The organism is Colwellia sp. MB02u-9 (genome assembly GCF_014077085.1).
Lineage (GTDB): Bacteria > Pseudomonadota > Gammaproteobacteria > Enterobacterales > Alteromonadaceae > Cognaticolwellia.
Window position 1 is genome coordinate 172,842 of the sequence record NZ_JACGVF010000098.1, and the last position, 15,796, is coordinate 188,637.

General features: G+C 41.6%; 13 protein-coding genes. All 13 read left to right on the forward strand.

Annotation, left to right across the window (positions count from 1 at the left end):
* Positions 1 to 4 precede the first annotated feature (4 nt).
* The 13 genes from H4J65_RS14825 (at position 5) to H4J65_RS14885 (ending at position 15,287) form a co-directional block, all read left to right on the forward strand.
* On the forward strand, positions 5 to 1,204 hold the full coding sequence (locus H4J65_RS14825) for an NADH:flavin oxidoreductase (RefSeq protein ID WP_182198676.1): 1,200 nt from the start codon (positions 5 to 7) through the stop codon (positions 1,202 to 1,204).
* A 110-nt stretch (positions 1,205 to 1,314) separates the two neighbouring features.
* Positions 1,315 to 2,538: an acyl-CoA dehydrogenase family protein gene (locus H4J65_RS14830; RefSeq protein WP_182136758.1), complete on the forward strand. Its 1,224-nt coding sequence runs from the start codon at positions 1,315 to 1,317 to the stop codon at positions 2,536 to 2,538.
* 37 nt (positions 2,539 to 2,575) lie between these two features.
* Positions 2,576 to 3,652, forward strand: coding sequence for a phosphotransferase family protein (locus tag H4J65_RS14835; protein ID WP_182198677.1), 1,077 nt, complete (start codon positions 2,576 to 2,578; stop codon positions 3,650 to 3,652).
* A 105-nt stretch (positions 3,653 to 3,757) separates the two neighbouring features.
* The gene (locus H4J65_RS14840; RefSeq protein ID WP_182136756.1) at positions 3,758 to 4,519 is read left to right on the forward strand and encodes an SDR family NAD(P)-dependent oxidoreductase; all 762 of its coding nucleotides are present in this window, start codon (positions 3,758 to 3,760) and stop codon (positions 4,517 to 4,519) included.
* A 72-nt stretch (positions 4,520 to 4,591) separates the two neighbouring features.
* Positions 4,592 to 6,397: an acyl-CoA dehydrogenase gene (locus H4J65_RS14845; RefSeq protein WP_182198678.1), complete on the forward strand. Its 1,806-nt coding sequence runs from the start codon at positions 4,592 to 4,594 to the stop codon at positions 6,395 to 6,397.
* A gap of 77 nt (positions 6,398 to 6,474) precedes the next feature.
* Positions 6,475 to 6,936, forward strand: coding sequence for a MaoC family dehydratase (locus H4J65_RS14850; protein ID WP_182198679.1), 462 nt, complete (start codon positions 6,475 to 6,477; stop codon positions 6,934 to 6,936).
* A 65-nt stretch (positions 6,937 to 7,001) separates the two neighbouring features.
* Positions 7,002 to 7,931 carry an SDR family NAD(P)-dependent oxidoreductase gene (locus H4J65_RS14855; RefSeq protein ID WP_182198680.1) on the forward strand — a complete coding sequence of 310 codons (930 nt, stop codon included), beginning with the start codon at positions 7,002 to 7,004 and terminating at the stop codon, positions 7,929 to 7,931.
* A gap of 64 nt (positions 7,932 to 7,995) precedes the next feature.
* Positions 7,996 to 9,177, forward strand: coding sequence for an acetyl-CoA C-acyltransferase (locus H4J65_RS14860; protein ID WP_182198681.1), 1,182 nt, complete (start codon positions 7,996 to 7,998; stop codon positions 9,175 to 9,177).
* Positions 9,178 to 9,328: 151 nt separating this feature from the next.
* Complete coding sequence (locus H4J65_RS14865; RefSeq protein WP_182198682.1) at positions 9,329 to 10,987, forward strand: AMP-binding protein; 1,659 nt, start codon at positions 9,329 to 9,331, stop codon at positions 10,985 to 10,987.
* Between the two features lie 125 nt (positions 10,988 to 11,112).
* On the forward strand, positions 11,113 to 12,111 hold the full coding sequence (locus tag H4J65_RS14870; protein ID WP_182184667.1) for an NADP-dependent oxidoreductase: 999 nt from the start codon (positions 11,113 to 11,115) through the stop codon (positions 12,109 to 12,111).
* A gap of 149 nt (positions 12,112 to 12,260) precedes the next feature.
* Positions 12,261 to 12,926: a hypothetical protein gene (locus H4J65_RS14875; RefSeq protein WP_259367632.1), complete on the forward strand. Its 666-nt coding sequence runs from the start codon at positions 12,261 to 12,263 to the stop codon at positions 12,924 to 12,926.
* A 349-nt stretch (positions 12,927 to 13,275) separates the two neighbouring features.
* Complete coding sequence (locus H4J65_RS14880) at positions 13,276 to 14,112, forward strand: MoxR family ATPase (protein WP_182198683.1); 837 nt, start codon at positions 13,276 to 13,278, stop codon at positions 14,110 to 14,112.
* A 2-nt stretch (positions 14,113 to 14,114) separates the two neighbouring features.
* The gene (locus tag H4J65_RS14885; RefSeq protein ID WP_182136748.1) at positions 14,115 to 15,287 is read left to right on the forward strand and encodes a VWA domain-containing protein; all 1,173 of its coding nucleotides are present in this window, start codon (positions 14,115 to 14,117) and stop codon (positions 15,285 to 15,287) included.
* The last annotated feature ends 509 nt before the right edge of the window (positions 15,288 to 15,796 follow it).

Here is a 15,796-nt window from a genome sequence, read left to right on the forward strand (position 1 = left end):
TAAGATGACTAGCATTGACGCAGAAACAAATGTAGAAAAAAAAGCTGAGAATAAGGGCGTAAATAAAGCCGTAATTAAAACTGTAACTAACACCGAAAATAGTGCGGCTAAACTTTTTCAACCCTTCTCTATCGGTGGTTTAACCTTAAAAAATCGTACTGTCATGGCACCGATGACCCGGACATTTTCGCCAAACTATATCCCAACCGACGAGGTAGCTCAATATTACCGTCGCAGAGCCGAGGGCAACGTTGGCTTAATTATTACCGAAGGCACGTTTATCTCACATAAAGCCGCCAACGGTTATGAGCGTGTGCCGGCTATTTTTGGTGAAGAAGCCTTAGCGGGTTGGAAACATGTGGTTGATGAAGTTCATGCCGCCGGTGGAAAAATTGCCCCGCAGTTATGGCATGTAGGCTCAGTACGTAAAGAGGGCATAGGCCCAGATAAAACCATACCGGCTTATAGCCCCTCAGGTTTGTATAAGCCGGGCACACCCAACGGTATTGCCATGAGCCAAGCAGATATTGATGAAGTGGTTAGCGCATTTGCTCAAGCGGCTGGTGATGCTAAAGCTATTGGTTTTGACGCAATTGAAGTGCATGGCGCACATGGTTATTTAGTTGACCAATTTTTTTGGCAAGGCACCAATCAACGCAGCGATAAATATGGCGGCTCATTAGAAAATAGAGCACGTTTCGCTGTTGAAATAGTGCAAGCCATTCGCCTTGCTGTTGGTGAAGACTTTCCAATAATTTTTAGATTTTCTCAATGGAAACAACAAGATTATGAGGCTAAACTTTGTCAAACACCTGAAGAGTTAGCAACATTTCTATCCTTACTCAGCAATGCTGGTGTAGACATTTTTCACGCCAGCACGCGCCGCTTTTGGCTACCTGAATTTGAAGGTTCAGCCCTTAATCTTGCCGGTTGGACGAAAAAAATTACTAACAAACCGGTTATCACTGTCGGTAGTGTGGGTTTAGATAGTGATTTTACGGGTGAAGGCAGTGTCGACCTTGGAGGGACATCAAACCCAACCAGTATCGATGGTTTATTGGCACGTTTAAATAATGATGAATTTGATCTGGTCGCTATCGGCCGAGCATTGTTAGTTGATCCAGAGTGGGTTAATAAAATTAAAGACAATAAAGCTGATGAAATAGCACAATTTAATAAAGCCGCGCTGATGAAATTAAGTTAATCGCCATCGCAGAAATGTTCGCGATAGTGTGAATTTAAGACTGCAGAGGGTTAATGTCGCTAAAACGACATAAATAACAGCCAGATACTAAAAAATAATAAGGATCACCCATGGATTTTGAATACAGCGACAAAGTTAAAGAATTAATGGCACGTGTCAGCACATTTATGGACAGCCATGTTTATCCTGTTGAAGCACAAATGCATGAGCAAGTAGCTCAGGATCAATGGTCAACCCCGCCCTTAATGGAAGCACTTAAAGCCAAAGCGAAAGCGCAAGGCTTATGGAATTTATTTTTACCGGTAAGTTACGGTAAATATAGTGCCGGACTAACTAACTTAGAATACGCTCCCCTTGCCGAAATTATGGGCAAAGTGATGTGGGCGCCAGAAGTGTTTAATTGCGCGGCCCCTGATACTGGCAATATGGAAGTATTGGCTAAATATGGTGATGAAGCGCAGAAAAAAAAATGGTTAGAGCCGCTACTTGAAGGCAAAATTCGTTCAGCATTTGCTATGACCGAGCCAGAAGTTGCCTCAAGTGATGCAACTAACATTGCACTACGCATAGAGCGTGAAGGTGATGAATATGTTATCAATGGTCGCAAATTTTATATCAGTGGCGCCTGTCGCAAACAATGTGAAATTATGATCGTGATGGGCAAAACTGATCCTGACAATAGCAACCGCTATATTCAGCAGTCTCAAGTGCTAGTGCCGATGAAAACACCGGGCGTAACTATGGTACGTCCAATGCAAGTGTTCGGTTATAACGACGCTCCCGAAGGGCATGCTGAAATAACCTTTGACAATGTTCGCGTACCGGTTGAAAACATTATTGTTGGTGAAGGCAAAGGTTTTGAGATTGCCCAAGGTCGTTTAGGCCCAGGCCGCATTCATCATTGCATGCGCTCTATTGGCGTAGCACAACGAGCGCTGGATTTAATGTGTCAGCGAGTTAACGAGCGCATTGTTTTTGGTCGCCCTATGATCAAACAGCAATCAGTGCGTGAAGATATTGCTATTTCTGCTTGTCAGATTGAACAAGCACGCTTGATGACCTTAAAAGCGGCGCAAAAAATGGACACTGACGGCAATAAAGCCGCTAAAGATATTATCGCTATGATTAAAATCGTCGCGCCGAGTATGGCACTTGATGTACTTGACCGTGCTATTCAATGCCATGGCGCCGTTGGTGTCAGCCAAGATACCTTTTTGGCCCATGCCTTTGCTGGCCAAAGAACCTTGCGTTTAGCGGATGGTCCAGATCAAGTACACATGATGCAACTTGGCCGCGATTTAGTGAAAAAAACAACTTCAGGTCAATTGCTGTAAACATTGAGCAGGTTAAACCAATAAAAGAGATAAACAGATGACAGCAAGCTTTGCTTTTGATGTAGAAAAATTAACTCAATACCTTGAGTCTCATGTCGCAGGTTTTATTGGCCCTATCACATTAAGCAAGTTTACCGGTGGGCAGTCAAATCCTACTTTTAAAGTCACGGCTGAATCGGGTTTTTATGTATTGCGCAGCCAACCACCGGGAAAATTGTTAAAATCTGCCCATGCTGTTGATCGAGAATTTGAAGTGCTTGATGCCCTTAAAGGTACAGACGTACCTGTTGCTCAGGTTTATCACCTTTGTTGCGACACCAGTATTATTGGCGCTATGTTTTACTTGATGGAGTTTTGTGATGGTAGCGTTTACTGGAGTCCGTCATTAGTTGAAATTTCAACCAATGCTTATCGCAGCCAACTATATGATGCGATGAATAAAACCTTAGTCGCTCTGCACAGCGTTGATATTGACCTAGTGGGTTTAGGTGATTATGGCAAAGCAGGTAACTACTTTGAACGACAATTTGGTCGTTGGTCTTCGCAATATCGCACAACAGAATTACAGAAAATTTCGGCTATGGACCAGCTGATACTTTGGCTTGAAAAACACTTGCCTGAAGATGATGGCCGAGTTTGCTTAGTACATGGTGACTTTCGCCTAGACAATATGATGTTTGCCAAAGACAAGCCTGAAGTCATGGCTGTGTTGGATTGGGAATTATCGACGTTAGGACATCCTTTTTCTGATTTAGCTTATCAATGTATGCAGCTGCGTATGCCACAAGGGATGGGCGCTATCGATGGCCTGCAAGGTGTTGATAGGGTGAGTTTAGGCATACCCACAGAAGGCGAATATGTTGCAAGTTACTGTCAACGCATGGGCATTGACCGTATCGACAATTGGACCTTCTACCTAGCATTTAGCTTTTTTAGATTAGCGGCAATAGTGCAAGGCGTGGCAAAACGTGCATCAGAGGGCAACGCATCAAATAAACAGGCCAATAAAGTGGGGGCCTTTGTTGAACCTTTAGCGCAAATGGCTTTAAGTATTATCGAGCAGGAAGGCGAACAGGCAGCCGAAAAAACAGACGAAAAAACAGCAGATAAGTAATGCCAAAGGTAAGTTTTGAAGAAAAATATCGCCATGTAAATTGACAGATAACGACGCGTTATAACAAAAATTCATCAACAATATTTGTAATGTAAGGGAAATACCATGGATGCACTATTAGATTTCACAGGAAAAGTAGCGGTTATTACCGGCGCAGCGCAAGGCTTTGGTCAGCTGTTAGCACAAGAGTTGGCTAAGCGCGGCGCCAAGTTAGTGATCAGTGATATTAACGAGTCTGGTGTGTTAAAAGTTGCTGAAGATATTGCATCAACCGGCGCTGAGGTTATTGCACTGGCTTGTGATGTTTCAAAAAATGATGACTGTAAAGCCATGGTCGACACCGCGATTAAACACTTTGGCCGTGTTGATATCGGGGTTAATAACGCTGGAGTTGCCCACGAATTTATGCCACTACATGAGATAGACGAAGCCATAATGGACAGTCAATTTGCCATTAATGTTAAAGGTGTTCAATTTGGCATGCGCCATCAAATACAACAAATGCTGCAACAAGGTGAAGGTAGTATTCTCAATGTGAGTTCTATGGCTGGCCTAAGTGGTGCCGCCAGAGGTAGTGCTTATGCGATGGCTAAACATGCGGTGATTGGTTTAACCAAATCGGGTGCGGTTGAATATGGTCGTGACAATATTCGTATCAATGCCATTTGTCCATTTTTTACCTTAACGCCTATGGTGACTAATTTTGCTGACCAAGAACAACAACAGAAAATGGCTAGAGGCGCTCCAATGAATCGCTTAGGCGAACCTAAAGAAATTGTTGCCATGATGCTGATGATGTTATCTCCAGCGAATACCTACATGACAGGGCAATGTATCGCCATAGATGGCGGTGTTTCAGCGCAATAAGTTAATAACCATGTAGTCACTTGCACTAACTCGCTGTTATTGAACTAAGTAAAAAGATGAGAAGATAATTTTATGTCTGCAACATTAATGAATGAACGTGATCTTGAATTTATGCTTTATGAGCTTTTTGATAGTGAATCACTGATAAAACGAGAACGCTATCAAGACCATGACCGTCAGACTTTTAATGAGGTCATTAATACGGCTAAAGCCATAGCTGAGAAACACTTCTTACCTATTCGACAAAAACTTGATACCCATCAACCTACTTTTGACGGTAAAAACGTCAGCCTTATCCCTGAGTTAAAACCGGCTATTGAAGCCGTAATAGCCTCGGGTATTTCTTCAGCTAGTGCAGATTTTTCCTCAAATGGCATGCAATTACCGCCCATTATTGCAAGCGCGGCTAACACCTATCTAACCGCCGCAGGTGGTGTTGGCTTAGGTTACAACATGTTGACCACGGCTAATGCAAATTTACTGCAAGCCCATGGTAGCAAAGCCCTGATTGAAAAATGGGTTAAACCCATGCGCTCAGGACGATTCATGGGCACCATGGCGATGACCGAGCCAGGCAGCGGCTCAGGACTTGGCGATTTAATCACCAAAGCGGTTAAGTCAGCAGATGATACTTATCGCATTAGCGGTAATAAAATCTATATTTCTGGTGGCGATCATGACTTAAGTGAAAATATTGTCCATTTAGTACTTGCGCGAGTACAAGGCGCAGTGAAAGGTATTAAAGGGATTTCATTATTTGTCGTGCCTAAATTCTTAGTGAACCCTGATGGCACTCTGGGGGAAGACAATGAAGTGGCGCTGGCAGGCTTATTTCACAAAATGGGCGGTCGCGCTCACACCTCGACAGCCTTAAGCTTTGGTGAAAAAAATGGCTCAGTGGGTTACTTGGTTGGTGAAGAGAATCAAGGGCTTAAGTACATGTTTCATATGATGAATGAGGCACGTATTATGGTGGGTACTAGCGCTGCAACGCTAGCGGTTGCCGGTTATCAATATTCGCTTGATTACGCAAGAAATCGTCCACAAGGGCGCTTGCCATCATGCAAAGATCCACTTTCTCCCATGGTTAATATTATTGAACACGCCGATGTTCGCCGTATGTTACTCGCACAAAAAGCCTATGCTGAAGGCGCACTTGCACTGGTGCTTTATGGCTCACAACTGAGCGACGACGAAAAAACAGCGCCAACTATTGAAGCACGACAAGATGCACAAGTGTTATTAGACTTTTTAACGCCAATTATAAAAACCTGGCCCTCAGAATATGGTACTAAAGCTAACGACTTAGCTATTCAAGTATTGGGTGGACATGGTTATATTAACGAGCATCCTGTGGAGTTGTTTTATCGTGACAATCGCTTAAATGCTATTCATGAAGGCACCACAGGTATTCAGTCGTTAGATTTATTAACCCGAAAAGTACCGATGAATAAAATGGCCGGCTACACAGCAACCCTAGCGGAAATTTATAAAACCATTGAACAAGCAAAATCCTATAAAAATTTAGCTGAATTTTCTAGTCAACTCAGTGCCGCTGTTGAGACCTTAAAACAAACAACTCAAGTGGTATTAGGCGTAATGTCGACCGGCAATATCGATTTGGCTTTAGCTAACTCAGTAAAATACCTTGAATTTTTTGGTCACGTTATTGTCGCCTGGTTATGGTTAAAACAAGGCATAGTGGCCAGCGAAGCACTGAGCAAAAAACCACATCAAAGCGATGAGCATTTTTATCACGGAAAGCTGCAAGCATTACAGTATTTTTATCGCTTTGAGTTACCAAAAATAGCGCTATGGTCGAGTATTTTAGCAAATGCAGACAGTACAACCTATGACATGAAAGTAGACTGGTTTTAAAGCTTAACTGGCCTTAAATAACTATCTACTTAAATAACCAGGGTCTTAATAATCATGCGCTTAAAAGGAAATTTACTATGCCAACCATAATAACAAAAGATCAATTAGCCAATTACATTGGTTTTGAAGCTGAGCCAACCCCTTGGCACAAAATAACGCAGACGCAAATTAATCAATTTGCGGATTGCACCCTAGATCATCAATTTATCCATATTGATGAAGAAAAGGCAAAAGCAACGCCATTTGGCTCAACCATAGCCCATGGCTTTTTATCTTTATCAATGCTCTCTCATTTTGCGGAAGACTTCAGTGTCATCATTGAGGGTTTCTATATGGGCTTAAACGCGGGTTTTGATAAAGTCAGGTTCTTGCAACCGGTTAAGGTAAATAGTCGCGTTAGAGCACATGCTAAAACGCTAGCGATTGAAGAGAAAAAACCAGGGCAATATCGTTTATCGACACAAGTGACGGTTGAAATTGAAGGTTGCGATACGCCGGCATTAGTGGCGGAATGGCTTTCAGTACAAATGGTGAAATAACGCTATCTATCGTCTAAATGTGGACTATTAATAAACAACTAATTAAAGCCTGTTAAGGAAGTATTATGCCAATAAGTTTTGAAGGTAAGGTCGCCATTGTTACGGGCGCGGGTAATGGTTTAGGCCGTTCACACGCCTTAGCACTTGCAGCTCGTGGTGCAAAAGTGCTGGTTAATGACTTAGGTGGTGCGCGCGATGGTAGCGGTGCATCGTCACAAGCCTCTGAAGAAGTGGTGCGTTTAATTACAGAAAATGGCGGTGAAGCTATCAGTCACGGTGCTAACGTTGCCAATTTTGATGAAGTACAAGACATGGTGAACCAAGCTATGGAAAAATGGGGTCGTGTTGATATCTTGATTAATAATGCCGGTATTTTACGTGATAAATCTTTTGCTAAAATGAGCATAGATGACTTTAAATTGGTGATGGATGTTCATGTTATGGGCTCAGTTAATTGCACTAAAGCGGTTTGGGACATCATGCGCGAACAAAACTATGGCCGTATCGTGATGACCACCTCTTCAAGCGGTATGTACGGTAATTTCGGTCAAGCAAATTATGGCGCGGCAAAAATGGCGGTGTTAGGTTTAATGAATACCTTAGTACTTGAAGGCGCAAAAAATAATATTCGCGTCAATGCCCTAGCGCCAACTGCAGGCACACGTATGACGGAAGATTTAATGCCGGCAGAAATTGTCCAAGCTTTTGCACCTGAAGCGGTAACGGCCGGCCTGTTAACACTGTGTGATGACGATGCCCCTAATCGCTTTATTTTATGTGCTGGCGCAGGCGGCTATTCAAGTGCCAGTATTGTTGAAACCCAGGGTTGTTTTATTGCCGGGCAAAACCAAAATCCTGAAACTGTACGTGAACAATGGCCCGAGTTAACTAATCAAACAGGCCAAACGACATTAGCATCAGGTGCCAAACAAGGTGAAAAGTTTGTTTTAAAAGCCATGGCTTTTATGAAATCACAACAAAAAGCAAAAAAATAGTCACGCGTAACTATTTAGCTAAATAACTATCTACTAATTATCAAAGACTTAATAGGGATGTATCATGAGAGAAGCCGTTATTGTATCAGTAGCTCGTACGCCCATTGGCAAGGCGTACCGTGGCGCATTTAATGATTTATCAGCACCAACATTGGCTGCTGTGGCGGTAAAAGCTGCAGTAGAACGGGCAGGAATTGATGTAAATGAAATTGAAGACTGTATTTTTGGTGCCGCGTTAACACAAGGTAATCAAGGGATGAACTTTGCTCGTCAAGTAGCCATGGCGGCCGAGTTACCGGTTTCTGTTGCCGGTATGACAATTGATAGACAATGTTCATCAGGTTTAATGTCGATAGCAATAGCGGCAAATCATATTGTTTGCGATGGCGCACAAGTGATGGTTGCCGGTGGTTGTGACTCCATTAGTTTAGTGCAAAACGACAAAATGAATATGCATCGCCTGGTTGACCCCAGTGTAAAAGCCTATCGCCCAGCGATATATATGCCTATGCTAGATACTGCAGAAGTGGTAGCTAATCGTTATGATATATCAAGAGCAGCACAAGATGCTTATGCACTTAAATCTCAACAACGCACGGCAGCCGCACAAGCGGCAAATAAGTTTGATGATGAAATTGTGCCAGTTACAGCAACAAAATTAGTGATGGACAAAGCAACCGGTGCTATCAGTAAAGTAGAAGTTACCTTAACGCAAGATGAAGGCAATCGTCCATCAACTCATATGGCAGGTTTATCGGCGTTGAAAGCAGTAAAAGAACATGGTTCAATTACCGGTGGCAATGCGTCACAGTTATCTGATGGTGCAGCCGCTGTGGTATTAATGGAGCGTGAATTAGCCGAGCAGCGCGGACTTAAGCCATTAGGCGTTTATCGCGGCATGGCCGTTGCGGGTTGTGAACCTGATGAAATGGGTATTGGTCCCATTTATGCGATACCAAAATTACTAGCGCGTAATAAGCTAACTATGGATGATATTGGTTTATGGGAAATTAACGAAGCCTTTGCCGTACAAGTTTTATATTGTGCTCAACAGCTGGGTATTCCAGAAGATCGTTTGAATGTAAATGGCGGTGCTATTTCAATAGGTCATCCATACGGCATGAGCGGCACACGTATGGTTATGCATGGGTTAATTGAAGGTAAACGACGCGGTGTAAAATATGTCGTGATCAGCATGTGCATTGGTGGTGGTCAAGGTGCAGCAGGTTTATTTGAAGTACTTTAAACATTAAAGGCATGTAGCAAAAATAATAATAACATCACTTATTAAATGCCACTTTTTAAATATCAGATAGTAAGTGCCGCGGATTAAAGGTCACTTAATACGGTGGCTTAACAAGGTCACTTAAAAAATTAATAATTGGGGAGAGAATAAAATGGAAAGAATTTGGCTTGAAAAAAGTTACCCAAAGGGTCTAGCATTTGAAATAGATCCAGACAAATATAACTCTTTGGCAGATTTGTTTTTAAAATACACCAAACTTTATAAAAACAATACCGCATTTATTAATATGGGTGCCAGCATTTCTTATCAAGAACTTGCACAACAAGCCACTGACTTTGCTGCTTATTTGCAACAAGATTTAGGATTAGTTAAAGGCGATAAATTTGCCATTATGATCCCAAATACCCTGCAATATCCTATCGCATTATTTGGCGCATTGATTGCCGGACTCACTGTGGTTAATGTCAATCCGCTTTATACCGCGCGTGAATTACAACACCAATTAAAAGACTCGGGCGCAAAAGGCATTCTTATTCTCGAAAACTTTGCTCATGTACTTGCCGCCGTTATTGATAAAACGGACGTAGAGCAGGTTATTATTACTGGTGTTGGTGATAGGTTGAGTAAAATTAAAGGCGCTATAATTAATGGCGTATTAAAGTATGTTAAGAAACAAGTACCCGCGTACCATTTACCTCAAGCAGTAAAATTTAATCGGGCAATGGCAAAAGGCGCGGCGCTTAATTTTACGCCGGTTGAGGTGGTAGGTACTGATTTAGCTTTCTTACAATATACTGGCGGCACAACCGGACCTTCAAAAGGCGCGATGTTAACCCACCGTAATATGGTTGCTAACCTTGAGCAATCTAATGCGGCGACTAAAAATGTTTACGAGGTTGGCAAAGAAATTATGGTTACCGCGTTACCGCTTTATCATGTTTATGCCTTAACCTCTAACTGTCTGTGTTTTATCCCCTTTGGTGGCACTAATCTATTAATTACTAATCCTAGAGATATGGCCGGTTTTGTTAAAGAATTAGCTAAATACCCTTTTACCGTCATAACCGGTGTAAACACTTTATTTAATGGTTTGTTACATACGCCAGGTTTTGACAAACTTGACTTTAGTCCACTAAAACTTGGTTTTGGTGGTGGTATGTCTGTGCAACGTCCCGTCGCAGAACTTTGGGAAAAGGTCACTGGCACACGTTTATTAGAAGGTTACGGCTTAACTGAGTGCGCACCCTTAGTGACGATGAGCCCCTATAACCAAGAAAACTACAATGGCTCTATCGGCATTCCTGTTTCTTCAACAGATATTCGTTTAGTCGATGATGATGGTATGGATGTTGCGCTAGGACAGCCGGGCGAAATGTGGGTAAAAGGCCCACAAGTGATGAAAGGTTATTTTAATCGTCAAGCCGCCACTGATGAAGTATTAAAAGACGGTTGGTTAGCAACAGGTGATATCGCTACCATGGACGAGAATGGCTTTTTTAAGATTGTCGATCGTAAAAAAGACATGATTATTGTCTCTGGTTTTAACGTTTTCCCCAATGAAATAGAAGAAGTTCTTGTGATGCACCAAGGGGTACTCGAAGCGGCAGCCATTGGTGTTAAAAACGATGCTAGCGGTGAAGCAGTAAAAGTGTTCATTGTTAAAAAAGATCCTAACTTAACCGAACAAGACATTTTTGATCACTGTCATGAAATGCTAACCAATTATAAACGTCCTAAGTTTGTAGAATTTATCGATGAATTACCCAAGAGCAATGTCGGCAAAGTGCTGCGAAAAGAATTACGCAGCTAAACCGTTAAATCAATATTATTTGCCACTATCGGCTTAATAAAAATTAACCACTGCTTTATCTGTTTATCAGACTTTATTAATCTGGCTCTGTATATTCAGTAAAGCAGATAACTAGGAGAAATATAATGACTACTTATACCGCAATTAATTTAATCGCTCGTCCAGGTACTGGCCCCATTGGCCCAGAACTATTTGAGGTTGTGCAAGTCGCCATGCCAACCGTTGGAGAAGGGCAGTTTTTAGTAAAACAAAACCATATGTCGCTTGACCCAGCCATGTTTGGTTGGATGAGTGCTGACACCGAAAGTTATATTCCGCCGGTGGCATTAGGCGATGTGATGCGCAGTTCAGGCATTGGCGAAGTCGTCGAAAGTCAACATGCTGACTTTAAAGTGGGCGACCGTGTTATGGGCATGATGGGCTGGAAAGAATATCACTTAAGTGACGGTGCAGGCTTGAATAAAGTTGCTGCGCCACTGCCAGATGAAGCGATTTTATCGGTATTTGCTTTACCGGGCTTAACCGCCACACAAGGTTTGTACAGCATAGGTAAGCCAAAAAGTGGTGAAACCCTGGTTGTTTCTGGTGCGGCAGGCTCGGTTGGTTCAATTGTCGGGCAGTTAGCGAAAGCGGATGGCCTTAGAGTTATTGGCGTGGTTGGTAGTGATGAAAAAGCTGATTGGATTGTTAACGAATTAGGCTTTGACGGTGCTATTAATTATAAAACAGATAATTTAGCTGAAAAATTAGCCGAACTTACCCCAAGTGGTGTTGACGTTTACTTTGAAAATACGGGTGGCCCAATACAGCACCATGTCTTTGAAAGAATGAATGCGCATGGTCGTATTGTCGTTTGTGGCTTAATTGCAGATTATCCAAAACAAAACCCTGACTTAGCGCCAAATTGGATCCCGATCATCAAAAAACGTCTAACGATACAAGGTTTTACCATGCCAGATCATTTTGGCGAAATTCCAGCCTTATTAACCAAGCTGACCCCTTACGTGATGCAAGGGAAAATAAAACATCGTGCGCACGTTTTAGAGGGGCTTGAGTCGGCAATCACAGGCTTAAACTTATTCTTCACGGGTAAAAACAAAGGCAAGTTAATCGTTAAAATTTAATTCTGCAAACGAGAAGTATCTGCAGATAAAACGTGGGTTTATAACCTTTGTGCAGATAATGTTCGCGCAGAAAAAATACGCTATAGCCAAATAAGGATGTTGCTAGTCTATAGCGTTAAATTTATATGGAAATGAGAAGGTAGCAAAAATTGTTGATTAATTTGAGCCGTAGCTTAGTGATATTCGCTGCTTTGACAGCGTTATCTGTTAAAGCAGAAACGCCACAAGCAAGCGCAGTAAAGGCTGAAGCAGTGGTTGCTAGAAGCGTTTTAGATACAAAGGCTGTTGAGGTCGATGAAACAAGTTTCAGTTGTATAAGAGAAATGACACCCGTAAGGCACTTTTATGTCGATAACCTTTTAGGTGACATAAAAAGTACTTTAGCCGCGGCAAACACTCCAGAAGGCGCAATCTATCCTCCAGGCTCAGTAGTACAACTGGTGCCTACAGAAGTGATGGTTAAGCGAGAGTCAGGAACATCTCCAGCGACTGGCGACTGGGAGTTTTTTGAACTTGAAGTTAATGAAAATGGCTCTACAATCGCCAAACGTGGCTTTGTTGATGTGGTAAACCGTTTTGACGGCAACTGTTTTGCTTGTCATGTACCGGCTCGTGACCCTTGGGACTTTATCTGTGAATCAGGTCATGGTTGTGAACCAATTCCAATCGACCATAAAATGACGGGAGCACTGCAGCGTTCAGACCCACGTTGTGGCAACGAAGTACCTGAAGACGGGGATTGGATGGCACTTTTTAAACTTAAAAGCATGGTTACAATAGGTTTAACTAAAAAATGGTTTGAAGAAAAGTTTTAACCTAAATCTAAGGAAACTAAAGTGAGTAGATCGGTGTTCAAGCAGTACTAACCGATTTGCTCATTATTAAGTTAGGCAATATTTATGAGTGAAATTAAAAGCCATTATCGTAACTGCAATATTTGTGAAGCCTCGTAGGAGGATACTAAAAATAAACTCACTGAGTGTTTGCTCTTATTTAGCTTAAGACGATATTATTAGCCTTAAGCGTTTTGTGAATATAAAAGCAATCAGCAGACACGCCAGACCTTTTTCCGGTCTGAGTAATTATTGAGTCCGATAGTTATATTAATCCATCAATTTTTAATGACGCCTAACATTACAGGGCATCATCTTTATAGGTAACACCATGTTTAACAGTACAGAAAATTATATTGCATCAGACGAACTTCGCTTAGCGGTAAACGCAGCAATTACCTTAGAAAAACCACTATTAATCAAAGGCGAGCCGGGTACGGGTAAAACCCAGTTAGCAGAAGAATTAGCAAAGTCACTTAATTGTAAGTTATATCAATGGCATATTAAATCGACCACTAAAGCACAGCAGGGCTTGTATGAATATGACGCCGTGTCGCGTTTACGTGATAGCCAATTAGGTGATGAACGGGTTAATGATATTTCAAATTATATTATTAAAGGCAAACTTTGGCAGGCATTTGAAGAAGAACAACGACCGATATTATTAATTGATGAAATAGACAAAGCCGATATAGAATTTCCCAATGATTTATTGCAAGAACTTGATAAGATGGAGTTTTTTGTTTATGAAACTCAACAGGTGATCAAAGCAAAACAACGGCCGATTATTATTATTACCTCCAATAATGAAAAAGAGCTACCCGATGCATTTTTGCGCCGCTGCTTCTTTCATTACATTAAATTTCCAACCAAAGTAGAGATGGAACAAATTATTGCCGTTCATCATCCGCATGTAAAACAAGACTTGTTAGCGCATACTTTAGAGGTGTTTTTTGATCTAAGAGACGTGCAAGGTATTAAGAAAAAACCGTCTACATCTGAGTTAATTGACTGGTTAAAACTGCTAGTGGCCGACGATGTTGCTCAAGATGTATTGATCAATAAAAAGTCAGACATCATTCCTTTATTTGGCGCTTTACTTAAAAATGAGCAAGATGTGTCATTACTCGAAAAGCTCGCTTTTATTAGTCGCAGAAACAGGCAATAAACGTGTTTATAGATTTATTTTTAACCCTTAGAAAGCACAAAGTACCGGTGAGTTTGCGCGAGCTCTTAGATCTTATTGCATTACTAAAAAAAGGCGTAGTTTTTGCCGATGTTGAAGCCTTTTATCATTTAGCTAAAATCGTGATGGTTAAAGACGAGATCCATTATGACAAGTTTGATGGTGCATTCGCTGAATATTTTGACGGTGTGCAAAAGATCGATATTTTCGACAAGGTTGTACCGGATGAATGGCTAAGAAAAAAGTTTGAAAGCCAACTCAGCCAAGAAGAGAAAGACAAGTTAAAGGCCTTGGGTGGTCTTGACGAATTAATGAAAACCTTAAAAGAGCGCCTTGCAGAGCAAGAGAAACGACACGAAGGTGGTAATAAATGGGTTGGTACCGGCGGCAAATCACCGTTTGGCGCCTATGGTTATCACCCAGAAGGTATTCGTGTGGGTCAAGACGGCAATCGTAATAACCGAGCGGTAAAAGTGTGGGATAAGCGAGAGTTTAGAAACTTTGACCAAGATAAAGAACTCGGTACGCGCAATATCAAACTTGCGCTTAAAAAACTGAGAAAATTTGCTCGTACTGGCGCCAGTGAAAAGCTTGATATTAATACCACCATACGCTCTACTGCAAAAAATGGTGGCTTACTCGACGTGCATATGGAGCCTGAGCGTCATAATTCGGTAAAAGTATTGATGTTTTTTGATATTGGCGGCTCTATGGATGAATACATTCATACCTGTGAGGAGCTATTCTCAGCGGCGCATACTGAGTTTAAACACCTTGAGTTTTTCTATTTTCATAATTGTGTTTACGAAAGTTTATGGAAAGACAACAGCCGTCGTCGTACTAACACCGTTGATCTAGAAGAGATAATAAGAACGTTTGGTAGTGATTATAAGGTACTTTTTGTCGGTGACGCTACCATGGGGCCTTATGAAATAATCGCACCGGGTGGCAGTGTTGAACATTGGAATAAAAAAGCCGGCATTGATTATATGCAACGAATTTTGGGGCATTTTAATAAGGTGGCATGGTTAAACCCACAACCAGAAAATCAATGGGATTATCATCAGTCAATTTCAATTATCAAAGGGTTAATTGACGACAAAATGTTTCCACTAACGGTTGACGGTATCGGTCGTGCTATTAAAGAAGTGAGCTAAAGACTAATGAAAGTATAAATAAAAAGTCCAATCTATATAGGGCCTACAGAGAAGCTAAGGGTGACAATCTAGCTTTGGGAATTTTTTGTAGGTCGGACTTTAGTCCGACAACCGTTAAGCGAGTGATTAATGCTATAGGCCACAAAAGCATTGGCAGCAGGTATTATTTTTCTTAATGAGTCTTAATACCTAAAGCAGTTAAATTTCATTTAACTTGATGGACTGAAGTCCATCCTACATAGGGCCTACGGGTGACGATGTAGATTTAGGTGATTTTTTGTAGGTCGGACTTTAGTCCGTCAACCGCTAAGCAGTTGATTAATGCTATGGGCCAAAAAACATCGGCAGCAGGTATTATTTTTCTTAATTAGTCTTAATACCAAAAGCAGTTAAATTTCATTTAACCTGATGGGCTGAAGTCCATCCTACATAGAGCCTACGGGTGACGATGTAGATTTAGGTGGTTTTTTGTATGTCGGACTTTAGTCCGTCACCGTTAAGCGGGTGAT